General features: G+C 55.3%; 13 protein-coding genes and 1 tRNA gene. 4 read left to right on the top strand and 10 right to left on the bottom strand.

The features are described from left to right. Positions 1-15: 15 nt before the first annotated feature. The 3 genes from HMPREF2981_RS02765 to HMPREF2981_RS02755 form a co-directional block, all read right to left on the bottom strand. On the bottom strand, positions 16-1,002 hold the full coding sequence (locus tag HMPREF2981_RS02765; protein WP_048778555.1) for a ribose-phosphate diphosphokinase: 987 nt from the start codon (positions 1,000-1,002) through the stop codon (positions 16-18). A gap of 39 nt (positions 1,003-1,041) precedes the next feature. After that, entirely contained in the window at positions 1,042-2,484 is a 1,443-nt protein-coding gene (gene glmU, locus HMPREF2981_RS02760; protein WP_048751349.1) for a bifunctional UDP-N-acetylglucosamine diphosphorylase/glucosamine-1-phosphate N-acetyltransferase GlmU, read from the bottom strand. A 58-nt stretch (positions 2,485-2,542) separates the two neighbouring features. Further along, a tRNA-Gln gene (locus HMPREF2981_RS02755) sits at positions 2,543-2,613 on the bottom strand. A 238-nt stretch (positions 2,614-2,851) separates the two neighbouring features. On the opposite strand from HMPREF2981_RS02755, the gene HMPREF2981_RS02750 reads away from it, so the two are divergent. Beyond that, positions 2,852-4,720, top strand: coding sequence for an ABC-F family ATP-binding cassette domain-containing protein (locus HMPREF2981_RS02750; protein ID WP_070660623.1), 1,869 nt, complete (start codon positions 2,852-2,854; stop codon positions 4,718-4,720). 77 nt (positions 4,721-4,797) lie between these two features. Here HMPREF2981_RS02750 and HMPREF2981_RS02745 read toward each other — a convergent pair whose 3' ends face one another. Next, complete coding sequence (locus tag HMPREF2981_RS02745; protein WP_070536221.1) at positions 4,798-5,826, bottom strand: glycosyltransferase; 1,029 nt, start codon at positions 5,824-5,826, stop codon at positions 4,798-4,800. A gap of 397 nt (positions 5,827-6,223) precedes the next feature. Between HMPREF2981_RS02745 and HMPREF2981_RS02735 the strand changes: the two genes are divergently transcribed. Both HMPREF2981_RS02735 and HMPREF2981_RS02730 read left to right on the top strand, forming a co-directional pair. Further along, entirely contained in the window at positions 6,224-6,754 is a 531-nt protein-coding gene (locus tag HMPREF2981_RS02735) for an acyltransferase (RefSeq protein ID WP_048754410.1), read from the top strand. Continuing rightward, positions 6,751-7,710 carry a glycosyltransferase family 2 protein gene (locus tag HMPREF2981_RS02730; RefSeq protein ID WP_070660618.1) on the top strand — a complete coding sequence of 320 codons (960 nt, stop codon included), beginning with the start codon at positions 6,751-6,753 and terminating at the stop codon, positions 7,708-7,710. Before HMPREF2981_RS02735 ends, HMPREF2981_RS02730 begins: the two co-directional genes overlap by 4 nt. Positions 7,711-7,728: 18 nt before the next feature. Here the strand turns inward: HMPREF2981_RS02730 and HMPREF2981_RS02725 are convergent, their stop codons facing one another. From HMPREF2981_RS02725 to rsmI, 6 genes are all read right to left on the bottom strand, one after another. Beyond that, positions 7,729-8,733 (bottom strand): GHMP family kinase ATP-binding protein, encoded by a 1,005-nt coding sequence (locus tag HMPREF2981_RS02725; protein WP_070660615.1) that lies wholly within the window; start codon positions 8,731-8,733, stop codon positions 7,729-7,731. A gap of 27 nt (positions 8,734-8,760) precedes the next feature. Beyond that, on the bottom strand, positions 8,761-9,648 hold the full coding sequence (gene rsmA / locus HMPREF2981_RS02720) for a 16S rRNA (adenine(1518)-N(6)/adenine(1519)-N(6))-dimethyltransferase RsmA (protein WP_246824122.1): 888 nt from the start codon (positions 9,646-9,648) through the stop codon (positions 8,761-8,763). A gap of 63 nt (positions 9,649-9,711) precedes the next feature. Further along, positions 9,712-10,536 (bottom strand): glycosyltransferase family 25 protein, encoded by an 825-nt coding sequence (locus HMPREF2981_RS02715; RefSeq protein WP_048751342.1) that lies wholly within the window; start codon positions 10,534-10,536, stop codon positions 9,712-9,714. 31 nt (positions 10,537-10,567) lie between these two features. Beyond that, positions 10,568-11,470 carry a capsular polysaccharide synthesis protein gene (locus HMPREF2981_RS02710; RefSeq protein ID WP_048751341.1) on the bottom strand — a complete coding sequence of 301 codons (903 nt, stop codon included), beginning with the start codon at positions 11,468-11,470 and terminating at the stop codon, positions 10,568-10,570. 238 nt (positions 11,471-11,708) lie between these two features. After that, complete coding sequence (locus tag HMPREF2981_RS02705) at positions 11,709-12,815, bottom strand: TatD family hydrolase (RefSeq protein WP_070660614.1); 1,107 nt, start codon at positions 12,813-12,815, stop codon at positions 11,709-11,711. 32 nt (positions 12,816-12,847) lie between these two features. Next, positions 12,848-13,780 (bottom strand): 16S rRNA (cytidine(1402)-2'-O)-methyltransferase, encoded by a 933-nt coding sequence (gene rsmI / locus HMPREF2981_RS02700; RefSeq protein ID WP_083313841.1) that lies wholly within the window; start codon positions 13,778-13,780, stop codon positions 12,848-12,850. A 179-nt stretch (positions 13,781-13,959) separates the two neighbouring features. Between rsmI and HMPREF2981_RS02695 the strand changes: the two genes are divergently transcribed. Then, on the top strand, positions 13,960-15,564 hold the full coding sequence (locus HMPREF2981_RS02695; protein ID WP_048754415.1) for a dolichyl-phosphate-mannose--protein mannosyltransferase: 1,605 nt from the start codon (positions 13,960-13,962) through the stop codon (positions 15,562-15,564). Positions 15,565-15,695: the final 131 nt, after the last annotated feature.

Genomic DNA, 15,695 nt, shown 5'->3' with positions numbered 1-15,695 from the left:
TGCGATATATACGATTTAGGCGTGATCGTTGAAGATGTTGGTCACAGACCCTTCGTCGAAAACCTCACGGATAGCACGTGCAATCAGCGGAGCAATCGACAGAACCGTCAGATTATCGAAAGACTTCTCGGCAGGCACGGGCAGAGTGTTAGTGACAACCACTTCGGAGGCACCGCATCCGGAAAGAATATCGACGGCTGCACCAGAAAATACGGGGTGGGTTGCCGCGATAATGACTTCTTTCGCGCCCTTATCCTTCAGAACCTTGACCGCGCCAGCAATGGTTCCACCGGTATCGATCATATCGTCGATCAGTACGCAGGAACGCCCTTCAACGTCGCCCACGACAGTCTTCGAGACGGCGTGATTCGGCACGTTAATATCGCGTGTCTTATGCACGAAGGCCAAAGGGGCACCGCCGAGCAGGGCAGCCCAATGCTCAGCCACGCGCACACGACCGGTATCCGGGGAAACGACGGTCACGTTCTCGGGGTTCTCAACGCGCCCGCGAATATAATTCGCTAGAACTGGAATAGCGAAGAGGTGGTCGAGCGGACCGTCAAAGAAACCCTGAATCTGCGAAGTATGCAGATCGACGCACATCAGGCGGTCCGCGCCAGCAGTCTTGTACAGATCGGCAATCAGACGAGCCGAAATAGGTTCACGTCCCTTATGCTTCTTATCCTGACGGGCATAAGGGTAGAAAGGCGAAACTACGGTAATCGAGCGGGCGGAGGCACGCTTGAGCGCATCGATCATGATGATCTGTTCCATCAGCCATTCGTTGATGGGCGCCGGGTGCGACTGAATTACGAAAGCATCGGCGCCGCGCACAGATTCCTCGAAGCGCACATAGGTCTCACCGTTGGCGAAGGTATACGCAGAGGTCGGCAGCAGGTCATGCCCCAGTTCAGCAGCGATTTCTTCGGCTAGTTCCGGATGCGCCCGCCCGGACACCACTGCCATTTTACGCATCCCAGGATTGGTAATCTCGCTAGACATGATTGTGTTCGCTTTCCTTGTGAACTCGGTGTGTGAAAACTACTCCTGCGCGGCCTCAGCAGCCTGTGCAGACTCGGTTCCTTCACGATTTTTTAGAACCCAGTCGTCAATATTGCGCTGGGAAGTCTCAGAAATAGCGAGCGCGCCCGCCGGAACATCCTTGCGGATCAGGGCTCCCGCACCGGAATATGCGCCGTCTCCAACGGTGACAGGTGCCACGTAGATGCCGCCCGAGCCCATGCGGGTATGCGCGCCGATAACGGTTCGGTTCTTAGTAACCCCGTTATAATTGGCAAAAATGGATCCCGCACCAATATTGGCGCCTTCGCCGATTTCGGCATCCCCTACGTAGGTGAGGTGGGGTACCTTGGCGTCCTGTCCGATCTGTGAGTTCTTGGCTTCGCAGAAGGCCCCGAGTTTTGAATTCGCGCCCAAAACGGTACCGGGGCGCAGGTATGAGAAGGGGCCTACGGTGGCGTTTTCGGCGATGGTTGCACCGAAACCGTGGCTGCGGATAACGGTTGCGCCGGTTTCGATCGTCATATCGGTCAGGGTTGTGTCCGGACCAATAGTTGCACCGGTGGCGACCGATGTTGTCCCGTGCAGCTGCACGCCGGGCAGCAGAGTTGTATCGTTTTCAAGGGTAACGGTTACATCGATCCAGGTGTTGTGCGGATCCACGATAGTTACACCGTTACGCATATGTTTTTCCAGGATACGTTCGTTGAGTTTACGCCCAAGCTGCGCAAGCTGCACGCGGTCGTTCGCACCTTCAACCTCCCAGCGATCCTCAATAGCGAGGGCGGCGGTGCGATGCCCCTTATCGCGGGCTATAGCCAGCACATCGGTAATGTATTTCTCACCCTGTGCGTTGTCGGTCGTGACCTCTAGCAGGGCTTCGCGCAGAACCTTAGCATCAAAAGCGTAGATACCCGAGTTGATTTCGGTAATCGCCAGCTCTTGGGGGGTTGCATCTTTGGCCTCCACAATGGCGGTAACTTCGCCTGCTTGATCGCGCACGATGCGCCCGTAGGCACCGGGCTCTTCGATATTAGTAGTGAGCACGGTAACGGCGTTGCGTCCCTCTTCATGGAAGTCCATCAGTTCGCGCAGAGTTTCGGCGCGAAGCAGGGGTACGTCGCCGTAGGTGACCAACACGGTACCATCAACGAGATCGGAATTATCGAGGGCGTTGAGACCGACTTCAACGGCTCGACCGGTGCCGGGAATGTCGTCCTGATCAACGATGGTGACCTGGGCATCAAAGTCAAGAATATGCTGGGCTACCTTATCACGCTGGTGCCGCACCACAACGGCTAGGCGCTGAGGGTCTAGGTCTCGGGCAGCAGCTACGGCGTGTTCCACCATGGAACGACCGCCTATCGCGTGCATAACTTTGGGGGTAGCAGATTTCATACGAGTGCCAGCTCCCGCAGCCAAAACAATAACAGCCGAAGGTGCCTTCCGATTTTCTGCGTTCACCTAGATGTCTCCTTGTTAGGTGTGGGATATAGCCGGAAGTCTACCCCCGAACTATTCGCTCCGCCACCAGGATTCGAACCTAGACAAACGGCTTCAAAGGCCGCTGTGCTGCCATTACACCATGGCGGATTATCCGCATGAACACCCGTCGGATTGACGGACAAAGAAACGGATACTCCATAGTGTAGCAAAAATAGCAGCGTTCTCACACACGCCACTCTGTGCCATCGGGAAGCCCTAATTTTTGCATTAACACGGTGCCTGTGGTGCCTCAGATGCCCTGGGATTTATCTCTCACCGGCGTGGTTTTCGCCGGATTTATACGAAGACTTCCAGGCGTGTGGGAGTCAGGCGTTACCCTGGATATGTGGCACATTTACTTGGCGGCGAAGCGCTGCACCTTCAGTTCCCTACCCGCACTATTTTTGAGGGGGTGACCGTTGGCATTAATGAGGGCGACCGCATCGGCATTGTGGGTCGCAACGGCGACGGTAAATCCACGCTCATGAAGATTCTGGCGGGGCGTCTTGAACCGGACTCCGGGCGCGTGACGGCGCGCGGTGGCACGCGCATCGGGTATCTGGATCAGTCCGATGTTCTCAACGATTCTCACACGGTCGGTTATGCTCTGGTGGGTGATACTCCAGAGTATGAGTGGGCCTCGCAGCCGCGTATTCGTGATGTTATTGCGGGTTTGGTGTCTGATCTGCCCTGGGATGCGCCGGTTTCTTCACTCTCGGGTGGGCAGCGTCGCCGCGTGGCGCTGGCTGCTCTGCTGATACAGGAATGGGATGTGCTCATGCTGGATGAGCCCACTAACCACCTGGATGTGCAAGCAATTACATGGCTTGCGCATCATCTGAAAAACCGCTGGAGCAAGAACGCGGGCGGCTTACTCGTGGTCACTCACGACCGCTGGTTTCTCGATGAAGTCAGTACCGACACCTGGGAAGTCCACGATAATATCGTGGAACCATTTGAGGGCGGGTATGCGGCTTACGTTCTGCAGCGCGTGGAGCGCGATCGGCAGGCGGCCGCCGCGGAGGCAAAGCGCCAGAACCTGATGCGCAAAGAGTTGGCATGGCTGCGTCGCGGCGCCCCGGCGCGCACCTCAAAGCCGAAGTTTCGCATTGATGCGGCGAATGCGCTGATTGCCGATGTGCCGCCGGTGCGTAATACCGTGGAACTCAAGCAGATGGCGGTTTCCCGTTTGGGTAAGGATGTGGTGGATCTTGAGAACGTCTCGGTCACCTTTGAGGATTCTTCGCTGCCCGACGGTAAACGTGAGGTGCTGCGTCGCGTAACTTGGCGGATTGCGCCGGGTGAGCGCACCGGTATTTTGGGCGTGAACGGTGCCGGAAAATCAACCCTGCTTGCCTTGGTCACCGGCTCTCTGGAACCGACCGAGGGGCGTGTGAAACGCGGTAAGACCGTCAAGGTTGCCACCCTCACCCAGCAGCTGGATGAGCTGAAAGAGGTTGAGAACGACCGCGTATCTGATGTGATCGGCCGCAAGAAGCGCAGCTATATTGCCGACGGCAAAGAGATGTCGCCCTCGCAGATGTTGGAACGGCTAGGTTTTACGAGCGCGCAGCTTTCTACTCCGGTGAAAGATCTGTCGGGTGGGCAGAAGCGACGACTGCAGCTCATGCTCATTCTCTTGGACGAGCCCAATGTGCTGATTCTGGACGAGCCTTCAAACGACCTGGATACCGATATGCTGGCGGCAATGGAGGATCTGCTCGATACCTGGCCCGGCACCCTGCTGGTGGTTTCTCACGACCGTTACCTCATGGAGCGTGTGACCGATCAGCAGTATGCGGTGATTGACGGGGCGTTCCGGCATCTGCCCGGTGGGGTGGACGAGTATTTGGCACTTTCTGCAGCAGGTCGAGGCGGTTCTGCCGCCGGTGTTACAGGCGCTGCATCCGTCCCAATAAAAAAGAACGATTCTTCGGTTTCTGGCGGCCAGGCTGAACCAACGGACTCTGGCCCCAAGAGCACGCCGAAAGTATCGGGGGCGCAGGCACGCGCGGCGCAGAAGGAATCCGCCGCGATTGAGCGTCGCCTCGGGAAATTGGGCGAGGAACAGAGTAAGCTCTCCGAACAGATGAGCATGCATGACCCCGCCGATTACGCCGGGCTTGCCGACCTAGGGCAAAAACAGCAGGCGCTTCAGGATGAGATCGACGAGCTAGAGATGCGCTGGCTGGAGCTCTCGGAACTCCTCGGATAGCCCGCTCCCCTGCTAAAAGAGTCTTGATAGCGAATCAAACGGGTTCCTCAACGTTGCATTCACTATCAAGGCTCTTTTTATAAACTCGGGGAAGCATCCGCAAGTTCCGCAGCCATAGCCTTTAGGTCCGCATCCAGCCGGGGGCTGCGCAAACCCGCAGCCTGAAATAGCTCGGTGAAACGGTGCCGCCAATCCAGTCTTTGCAGCGCCATACGCACCTGGTTTCGACTCTGCTCAGGTGTCCATTCGCTCATAAGCTGCGCCACCGCATTCAGCCCGGCGCGAGCATCCTGCGGGTCAATATCGACGGTCGCTCCATCCCACAATATCTCGCGCGTACTTTCGGTTTTAGGCACCTGCCCCACCACGGTCACCCCGTGGGCGAGCGCGTCCGTCCAACGCCCGGTAATGTACTCCTTGTTTGGGTGCGTGTACGATGCGGGGCTCACCAAAGTACTAAAAGCCAGTACAAACTTGGCGTCCGCGAGCGCTCTCTGCAAAGACTCGACGGATTCACGATCGGTTGTACCGAACGGCGGGCGCCCAGCGAAGGTTATTCCAGCCTGCCGGGCAAGCTCTGCGGTGTGTTCATCATCGTCATAGGCGGAGGGTTGGCGCCCCACGCGAAGTACATCGGTGGTTTTCGGATGCTCCAGATGCTCATCGAATCTACTCCACACGTCTGCACCCCAGGGAAGCACCCGCACGTTTTTAACCCCGGCGCTGCGCCAATCGTGCACGTCGTCGCGGTCCGCGACAAAAACGGTGTTATAGGTTCCGTTGGTGGCGATGGCGGGAATGCGGTCATCCCAGAAACTATCGATAACCCACCCGTAAACCCCAGCATAGCGTCGTGCGGCGAGGCGTGGCTGCGCGATAGCGTAAAGCTGTCCGGGGTCGCTGGCGATAACAAGGGCGGTACGTCTTCCGCCGGGAATACGCGGCAGGCGCCCCAGAATTTTGGTGGCGGGTGTAAGCGATGCGCTCGGGTCAGGGGTGACGATGCGCGCGTCCAAGTACGATGCCATCAGGCGCGCCATCTCATGGATGGGCGCCCACCCGGCGCCTTCGGGAACGCCTACGATAATATCTACGTCGTGGGGCATGGGGTATTCATTTCGTGCGAGTTCGAGCGGGAATAGGTCGCGCGTAATTTTGACCTGAACTATGCAAAATGTGCGTCATCACACCGCGCGATATACCACTTAGTATATACGTTTTTAGGTATCGTCCGGGATACTTGGTAATCACCATGACGGAGTGGGTTTTATATCACAGATTATTGAGAGACACGGAGGCAATACTCAGTGCACCATAAATTCCGGGAGCGTTTTCTTCATGTGGATGTGCATAAACTGATCCCGTATAAAGAAAACACTCTCGCATTGCTCCCTACCAAAAAACACTCCGCTGACCGCCGCCTGCAGGTAGGCTACAATATCTTCAGACGGGCTTGCCACGGTGGTAGAGCCGCATAGGTCACACTCACTCACACGAATTCTCATGATTCAGAAACTCAAAGATTTGAAATACCGCCTGCATCTTATGCGGCGAGAACGCACAAATGCGCAAAAACGACGTGAACTCACCAAAAATGGCATTGTTTTTGGTGCCGGAACATATTGCGATCCTAGTTCCACTATTATGCCTAAGGTCGTAATGGGCACGAATTGTTTTGTCAATAAAGAAACTTTGGTGGGCGCGCATACGACTCTGGGAAATAATGTTTTTCTGGGGCCGCGCGTCACCATTTTTGCCGACACCCATGAATTTGGTTCTGCCGCTCAGCGCGCGGGAGCAAATATTACTCGTCCCGTACACATCAAAAACGGCACGTGGGTGGGGCAAAACGCTGTCATTACCGCCGGGGTTACGATCGGCGAAGGATGCGTGATTGCCGCCGGTGCCGTGGTGGTGCACGATTGTGCGCCTCATGGCGTGTATGCGGGCGTTCCGGCGCGGCGCATCCGTGACCTTGATACCGAAGGGAACTCGTACCCGGTAGCCGAGCAGGTGAAAGGAGACCGGTCGTGACTCATCCCGAGCCCGTAGCGGCATCCGTCATCATTCCGGTGTATAACGGCGCCAACTACATTACGCAGCAGCTTGATGCACTCGCAGCCCAAACCGGTAACCCTAGTTTTGAGGTGCTCATTTGCGATAACGGCAGTACCGACAGTACCAGCACCGTGGTCGAAAGCTACAGTGCCCCCTATCCCCTGCGGGTAATAGATGCATCCCAGCGTGGCGGAGCCAGCCACGCCCGCAATATGGGGGCGGTACAAGCCGCAGGTGATGTCCTTATCTTCTGCGATGGCGATGATCTTGTAGAACCTGACTGGGTGGTTTCGCATCTGTACGTGCAAAACCTATATTCCCCTGTCATAGCAAGCGGGTCTCTGCTTCATGATCGGGTCAATACTCCCGAAGTTCTGCGGGCTTACGGTCTTGAACCCGGCGATGATCAGAAGACTCTGAGCACACGCACCAGGATTTTCTACGACGATGAGCTCACCCCCTATGCTGGTTTTCTGCCGACGGTTGCCGGGGGTAATTTTTCGATTCCTCGCCGCGTATATCTTGAGGCTGGGGGTATGGATTCTTCATATAAGAGTTCCGAAGAGACCGATTTTGCCTGGCGTGTGCAGCTTGCAGGCGTTCCGGCGGCGCTTACGCATGGGCCGCTTCTGCACTATATTCTGCGGGATAAACCTAAACGCATTTTTCATCAGCAGCGCGCCTACCAAAAATACAAGGTACTGCTGTGGGTGCACTATCGGCAGCATGGAATGCGCGGTCCCAGCACGAAGGCGTCTATCCTGGAGGTTCTGCGGCAGGCCCCTAAGCTTATAAACCCTGCAACCCGTTTTCGGGCGGCGTATCTGGCGGGCGGTAACCTTGGGGCGCTGGAGGGTATTCTTCAGTACCGCATTCTCAAGCGTATTCCGAAGCCGCTGCGGCTGGATACTGCGCCTATTACAGAGGAATAAGGGACTATTCATAAGGAATTAGAGCATCGCGGGGGTTTGTGTGGCTATCGCGTGACGGCCTCGGCGGCGAAGTGCTGCGGCGAGTTCATCAGCTGCGGTCGCGTCCTCCGCAAGAATAGCCACGGTAGGCCCTGACCCAGAGACAAACGCCTCAACCATGCTCTCATTATCCATGGTCAAAATAGTTTCAAGATCGGGAGCTAGGGTCACGGCTGGTCCCTGCAAATCGTTGCGAAGCTGCCTGCCAATTTCGTGGATGCGTGCAATCGGCGCCTCCGTCTGGGTTAGCGCGTGCAGCAGCCCCGAAGGAACCTGCAGCTCGCCAGCTTCGGGGTAACGCCCGGCGGCGCGTCCCTCATCAAGCTCGCTAAATACCTGCGGGGTCGAGAGTCCTTCTGAGGCGGCGACCAACACAATATCGAGTGGAATCATGTCTTCGGGCAACTCCACGATGTGCAGCTCGGTTCCGGTGCCCTCCCCCACGGCTAACCCGCCCAGCGGGAACGCGGCACGCACCACAAAAGGCACGTCGGCACCCAAAGGCGCAGCCAGGGCAAGCAGCTCTTCGAGTCCGAGGGTACGTTCGGTAAGCCGCTTCTCATAGAGATACTGATCGACGGCAAGAAGCGCGGCGGCGGCATCTGCCGAGCCACCTGCCATGCCCCCGGCCACGGGAACGGCCTTATCGATATGCAGGTGCAGGTTCAGATCGTTCACGGTAAGCCCGTGCGCCTGCACCATAGAGACGGCTGCACGATGCGCCAGGTTCGACTCGTCCAACGGCACCTCGGCTAGATCAAATTCTCCGGAGCGGTGCTGCTGATCGACCAGGGATTCGGACACAATATCCAGGCTCAGGGTAATTCCCGGTTTCTGACCATCGCGTGCGGTTACGGTTTCGTAGATATTGACCGAAGAAAAGAGCGTGGCGAGCGGATGGTAGCCGTCCTCGCGGGGGTTCCCCACGGCAAGATAGAGATTTACTTTGCCGGGCGCTTTTGCCCGAGTTTCTAGAACATGCATTCTTTATCCATCTCCGGTTTCCCGGTCTTAACTTTCATCCGCCACTAAAGCTGGCACCCGATGCGCCGCCTGGGCAATCCGAATATACCCATGAATATCTAACTTTTCGCCACGCTCAGTAGGAGTAATACCCGCCTCGGTCAGGATCGCTTCGGCACGAGCACCGGAACCAGCCCACGAAGCAAGCGCGGCCCGCAGGGTCTTCCGCCGTTGGGCGAAGGCCGCGTCAATCACGGTAAAGACTTCGTCGCGGTCAATATCGGCGAGCGGCTGCGGGCGCATCCTGAATCCCACAAGCCCGGAGTTAATTTTCGGGGCGGGCCAGAATACGTTTTTACCAATAACCCCCGCTTTAAAGACCTCAGCATACCAGCTTGCCTTCACCGAAGGAACCCCATAAATCTTAGAGCCGGGTTTCGCCGCCAGACGATCGGCAACTTCATCCTGCACCATCACCAAGGCATGGCGGATACTCGGGAACTGCGCGAAGAGGTGCAGAAGCACCGGAACCGCCACGTTATAGGGCAGGTTAGCGACCAGCGCATCCGGCGTGTGGGGAAGCTCAGTCACCTTGAGGGCGTCCATAAGCACCACATTAACGTTTTGTGCCTTGTCGGGGCGGAATTTGGCGATAGTATGCGGTAGCTGCTGCGCCAATGGCGGATCGATTTCAACCGCTACAACCTGGCGCGCGGCATCTGCTAGCCCCAGAGTGAGAGAGCCAAGTCCGGGGCCGACTTCGAGCACGGTTTCGTCGTCGGTAATATCCGCTGCGGCAACGATGCGACGAATAGTATTCGGGTCAATCACGAAGTTCTGCCCCAGGGTCTTTGTAGGGCGAATGCCCAGCTGCGCGGCAAGGTCACGGATTTCTTGAGGACCCAGCAGGGGTTTATCGCTCAGATTTTCTCTCACCCTATCTATTCTACGGAAGGTTGCAGGTCTAGGTCGAAGGACGCCGCTCACTGGTGCGGGTAGTTACTTGAGAACTCTGCGTTTCTTCCGTATCTGCCAGAGAGTAGATTTGACGATGTTTTGGGCGTTCTTCAGCCGGGCCTTGGGCGCGGCGTAAATCCGCAGCTTATTGAGGAGCGGCTGTTTTTTTGTCTGGTTTGCTTTATGGTACACAAAATGCGTCCCGTCTTCCTCGATAAGACTATTTCCTGTCCAACCGCACAGTCCTGGCTGCACAACCTTAATATCCACCCCAAAATCAGCGGCGAAAAGGGGCCAATCATCTGCTAGCCAGTATTGTGAGCCGCGCGCATCAATCTGCTCAATAATTTTCTGCGCCGCCGACCGAGAGATCAGATACAGTCCTGTACAGGCAGTCCAGTCGTTAGCGCAGTACCCTAAACGGTGACGACCCCAAATAAACGGAGAAAACAATGACAACCGGGGGTAAGGGGTACGGGCATTCATACGACCCATCTGGGTGGACCAGCCATCCGCAAAATTCACCACGCCAATACTGAGAGATTTTTCAATAACCCGAGAAACAATTTCATCAATGGAGGCGTGTATCAATGCATCGTCCTCAGCAACAAGTGCCCATTCTTCCCCGCTTTTTAGAAAATCACGCCACACGTAAGTATGGCTCAAGGCGCATCCTACTTCCCCGGGACGGGCTAGACGGCCTGCTCTCTTCTCAAAATAGATGTTATCAAATTCAGGGCTTTCCCCAGGAATAGGTAAAGCACGCCCATCTACTCCCCAAAATATATCAAAACCAGTGCCCCCTGGAGCACTGAAGAAATACTCAAGACGATTTTCGTCTTTAAGAGCAACAACATATTTTTTCATTTTCCCTCTTTATATTTGATGTGACAATGATTTACCGGTATCCACCGGAATATATTTCAAATTGCATACCTGCAATAGTTTTTATATTATCTTTATACTTCAAGCTTAATGGACTCACAATATTCCCTGATAAATCAGACCAGGGGACAGGATACTCTGGCATATATTCAAATGCTTGAGAGTTATAACGCCCCTCTAAAAGGGTTGAAAAGTAATCCATACGGCGATGTATTTCAGAAATCCACTCATCGGTAAACCTGCTGTATGGTTTGCACGCATAAGCAGACATATTCACAATCGACCTATAGTAGTTACGCTGGTCTTTCCCCAATACCCCACTTGCTGGTGACGAATTCCGGGAATTTTTTTCATGCGGCGCGATCACCCACATATCTGGGGTAGCATTAAGCTCCTCAAGAAGAGGTAACCAGGGCTTATCCATAGGTTTTATATCCATATAGACACCACCGTGATGGTGCATCAGGTAGGCACGCATATAGTCGGAACGCTGAATGTAGCTCAACTTCACGTATGAAGGGTGTAAAGGATACCCAGGAACTATATAGTCATCCAGATTATCTGGAGTCACCAGAATAACTTTACTCTCAGGGTTAGTGGAGCGAATAAGATTAAGTGATTTCCGACGGGCAGGCGTTATTTCGTTATCTCCTGTCCACACTACAAATATCTGGTTAGGGGCATCTCGAAGATTATCTTTAGGAAGTTGGGAATCGTAGAATAAGTGATTAACAGAGAAGGTACTAGAGTTTGGCACAACAACATCACCAATACGATGAGTGTATTTCTCAAGGTCATAAGAATATGGGTTTTTCTGCGAATACCAACTGCGCATCTTATCTATCCCCGCGCCATCTTTGACATAATTAATCCATATATAATGTTTTATTCTTTTTGAAAAAGAAATGATTGACACGGCTTTACCCTAGTTCTCTCACATTAACATGCTATTGATACGTTACGGGATAGAAAACTATTTATCGGGATGCCATATCACACAAATACAGAATTTACTCCAGAAATTATGAGGTAAAGCCTTAAAAGGTGAGATATAGCATCTACCATAATAGCATATACGCGTGATAGTTCATGCAGGCTTCGATAAAGGTGGCACAAAAAATACTTATACCTTATGCACTGATCGTTACCATCGTCTAGACCCCCTCAAGTCCCCAGCTGCCGTAGACACGCATCGAGTTCGCGCGGATAATTCGGCACAGGTCTTCTAGGTTCTGCTCGCGGTGCGCCGCCATGAACCGCACCGTATAGTTCGTCATGTACGAGGCATTCGGGCGGCCCCTAAACGGGTGCGGGGTCAAAAAAGGCGCATCCGTCTCGGCAAGAATCAGCTCAGGGCGTGCCATACGCAACGACTCCTGAATATCCTTCGAGTTTTTGAAGGTCACGGTTCCGGCGAAGCTCATGTACCAGCCCTGCTCATTGCACATGCGAGCCAGTTCAGCCCCGCCCGAGTAGCAGTGAAATACAGTACGCTCGGGGGCGCCCTCCTCAAGGAGGATGCGCACTACATCATCGTGCGCCTGCCGGTCATGAATCTGAAGCGCCAGATCGTGCTTCTTCGCCAGGCGAATATGCTCGCGAAAGCTGCGCTGCTGGGCCTCGGTGCCCTCTTCCCCGGTGCGAAAATAGTCGAGCCCGGTCTCTCCGATAGCTCGCACACGCGGTTCGGCGGCGAGCACATCCAAGGTCTCCAGAGCCTCATCAAGGGTACCGGAGGATTCCAGTTCGGGGGCGGTGTTGGGGTGAACGGCAACCGCCGCCAAAACCCGCCGGTCGGCGCGGGCGGCGGCAACCGCATACAGCGAGGAGGGAATATCGCAGCCGACCTGCACAATGGCACCTATGCCGAGTTTTTCTCCGGTATCGAGGGCATCCCGGGCAGTAATTTCTACTTCGCCATCAAGCAGGTCCATATGAGTGTGGTTATCGACGATGGCGTACGGCAGAGGCTCGGGTGCAGGCGGGAACACAAGGTTGCGGGACCGTCCGTCATCGCCCTTCGTGGAGCGGCGTCGGGTGCCTTCACCCGAAGGTTCCTGTGCTATGCCTCCCCCGGTCTCGTCCCGGTAAAGCTCGGCTCGGTAGGGCGCGGGAGTTTGCCCTTCTTCGATCTGCCAGCCATGCGGAAGCACGCTCGCCGTCAGTTCTTCTTCGCTCGGCATCTTATAGTGTGCCAAGGTTGCAAGGGAGTCTAAATATTCCTGGGTGAGTTCGGTTTGCTCGGAGTGGCTATGGCACACGGTATTCTCCTGTGGGCTGTGTTGAGGTGTGTTTATACGTTTGCATTTCGAGCGGCGAGGGCGGCTTCATAGAGTTCTCGTTTGGAGGCACCCGTTTCGGCGGCGACTGCGGCGCACGCATTTTTGAGGCGTTCCCCCGCATCCACCCGTTCGAGGACGAGACTTACTACGTCTTGCGCCTGCGGAGTTTCGGGAGGCTCGGCGCCAGCAACCACAATCACGATTTCGCCGCGCACCTGGGTTGCGTGTGCCCAGTCAGCGAGTTCGTTCAGGGTGCCACGCAGGGTTTCTTCATGCAATTTGGTGAGTTCGCGGCATACGACGGCACGCCGTTCTCCCCCGAAAACCCGGGCAAAATCTGTGAGTGTGGCGTCTACACGATGCGGCGATTCATAGAAAATCATGGTGCGCTCTTCCGCCGCCAGGGAGTTCAGCCTTCTTGTACGTTCTGAGCCTTTACGCGCCAGAAACCCCTCAAAGGTGAACCGTCCGGTGGGCAGTCCCGAGAGCGCGAGCGCGGTCAGTGCCGCCGAGGGACCGGGGATCACGGTCACCGACAGGTCGGCGGCGGCAACGGCGGATGCAGCAACATAGCCGGGGTCTGAGATGGTTGGCATACCGGCATCCGAGAGCAGCAGAACTGTGTTCCCGTCGCTGACCGCTTGCACGAGCTGGGCACTGCGTTCCGCCTCGTTATGGTCGTGATTTACGATAATTCGTCCCGTGGTGCGCACCCCCAGCCCGGAGGCAAGGGTGCGGAGCTTTCGAGTGTCTTCGACGGCGATCACGTCGGCGGTAGTGAGCGTCTGCCGTAACCGGTCGCTGGCGTCTGAGAGGTTGCCGATGGGGGTCCCGCCGAGGATGAGAATACCTTCCTCACGCTCATCAGACGCTAGGGGCTGCGTTGTTCTATCGGCGGAGGTGGTACTTTGTGTATCGCGCTCATACATTTCGTTTTCGCTCACTCCCCCAGTGTATCGTGTGTGCTTTTCATCTCGGAGGTGCTCTATGCCGCCATAGCGCTTAGTTCCGCATGATGTCGGGGTAGTTTTATAGATTTTATATATGGTGTGAGCCAGGTTTTTGTGGTTTCAGGTATTGTCAAGAAGACGTGGAGGCTTACACCCTATAGGATTGATAGGTGATGTTAACCGCTAGTCTTTCTTTTACGAAGTCCAGAGTGCAGTACTCTCTGTCGAATCTTTTCGAGGCTCTGGGCGTCGCCCGTGTTTCGCTGCCCCGTTGGGGCTGGCTTGCACCGACCCTGATTGTACTCTTAGCGGGTGTGCTGCGTTTTTATAACCTGGCACACCCAAATGCAATTGTCTTTGACGAAACCTACTATGCCAAGGACGCCTATTCGTACCTGCACTACGGATATGAAGTTTCGTGGTCGAGCGGCGTGGATCACGCATTCGCTTCGGGGGATTTTAGCGGTATCTTGCCGGATAGCCCCGAGTATGTGGTGCACCCGCCCCTGGGTAAGTGGATGATTGCCTGGGGAATGGCGATTTTTGGTGAGAACGCCTTCGGTTGGCGTGTGAGTGCCGCGATTATTGGTACGCTCGCGGTGGCGCTTCTGGCGGTTGCCGGGTGGCTCATGTTCCGTTCTGTCACTGTGGCCTCTATCGCTGCGCTGTTGGGCGCCGTTGATGGTTTGATGTTTGTGGAATCCCGTCTGGCGCTTCTCGATATTTTCCAGATGTTCTGGATTTTAGCGACTTTTGTCTGTCTGCTTCTTGACCGACAAACAGCGCGTAGAAGGCTCGCGGCGAATGTTATGAAGATTGTGGATGCGCACGGCGAGTCGGGCTTGCAGAAGGTTGTTTTCGGCCCCGGCTCTGGTCTGCACCTGTGGCGGTTTGCCGCCGGTATATGCGCCGGTGCCGCCGTAGCGGTGAAGTGGAACTCTCTGTTCTTTATTGCCGCGATGGGTGTGCTGACGGTGTTTTGGGATATGAATGCGCGGCGCATTCTAGGGTTGAAAAATTGGGGTCTTGTCGCTCTGATTCGAGAGGGTATTCCTGCGTTTATTCAGATGATTGGCGTGGGTCTTATCGTCTATCTGACCACCTGGATTGGTTGGTTTAAGTCGTCAAACGCTTTCTACCGCCACTGGAGTAATCAGTTCCCCGATTCGGGTGCTGTGAAGTGGCTTCCCGAGGATTTGCGCCTACTCTGGGAGTATCATACATCCGCGTTTAAGTTCCATTCGGGGCTCAGCAGTGAACATCGCTACGCTTCGCAGGCTTGGCAGTGGCTTATTCTGGGGCACCCGACGTCGTACTACTATGAGGCGCCAAAGTTTGGGGAAAAAGGATGCACGGCGCTCAACTGTTCGCAAGCGATCCTCAATATTGGTAACCCGCTGATCTGGTGGGTGTTTATTCCGGCGATAATTCTCGCCCTAGTCATTTTTATCCTGAAGCGCGACTGGCGTTTTGGGGCTCTTTTGCTGGTTTTCGCCGCAGGCTATCTGCCGTGGTTCCTCTACCCGAACCGCACCATGTTCTTCTTCTACGCTCTCTCCTTTGAGCCTTTCCTCCTCATCCTCTTGGCGGGTTGTTTGGGCGTACTTTTGGGGAATCGTACCAGTTCCGTCAGACGCGTGCGCGTGGGCGTTTTGTGCGTAGGTGTATACCTGACGGCGGTTCTACTGGTGAGCGCATACTTCTGGCCTCTGTGGACTGGGCAGGTTATCCCGTATGAGCAGTGGTACGGGCATATGTGGATTCCGACCTGGATTTAGCGGCGGCATTCCCCAATAACCCGGGTCCAATCAGGATGCCGTACGAAAAAGGCTCTTGAGGTGAACAGGCGTTAGAAACAACGATTTGTTCACCTCAAGAGCCTTTTTATGCCGTAGGGACGTGTGCCGGG

This window comes from Rothia sp. HMSC069C01 (assembly GCF_001814655.1).
Taxonomy (GTDB): domain Bacteria; phylum Actinomycetota; class Actinomycetes; order Actinomycetales; family Micrococcaceae; genus Rothia; species Rothia dentocariosa.
The sequence above is the reverse complement of the archived record's forward strand: the minus strand, read 5'-3'. Positions and strand labels throughout refer to the sequence as shown.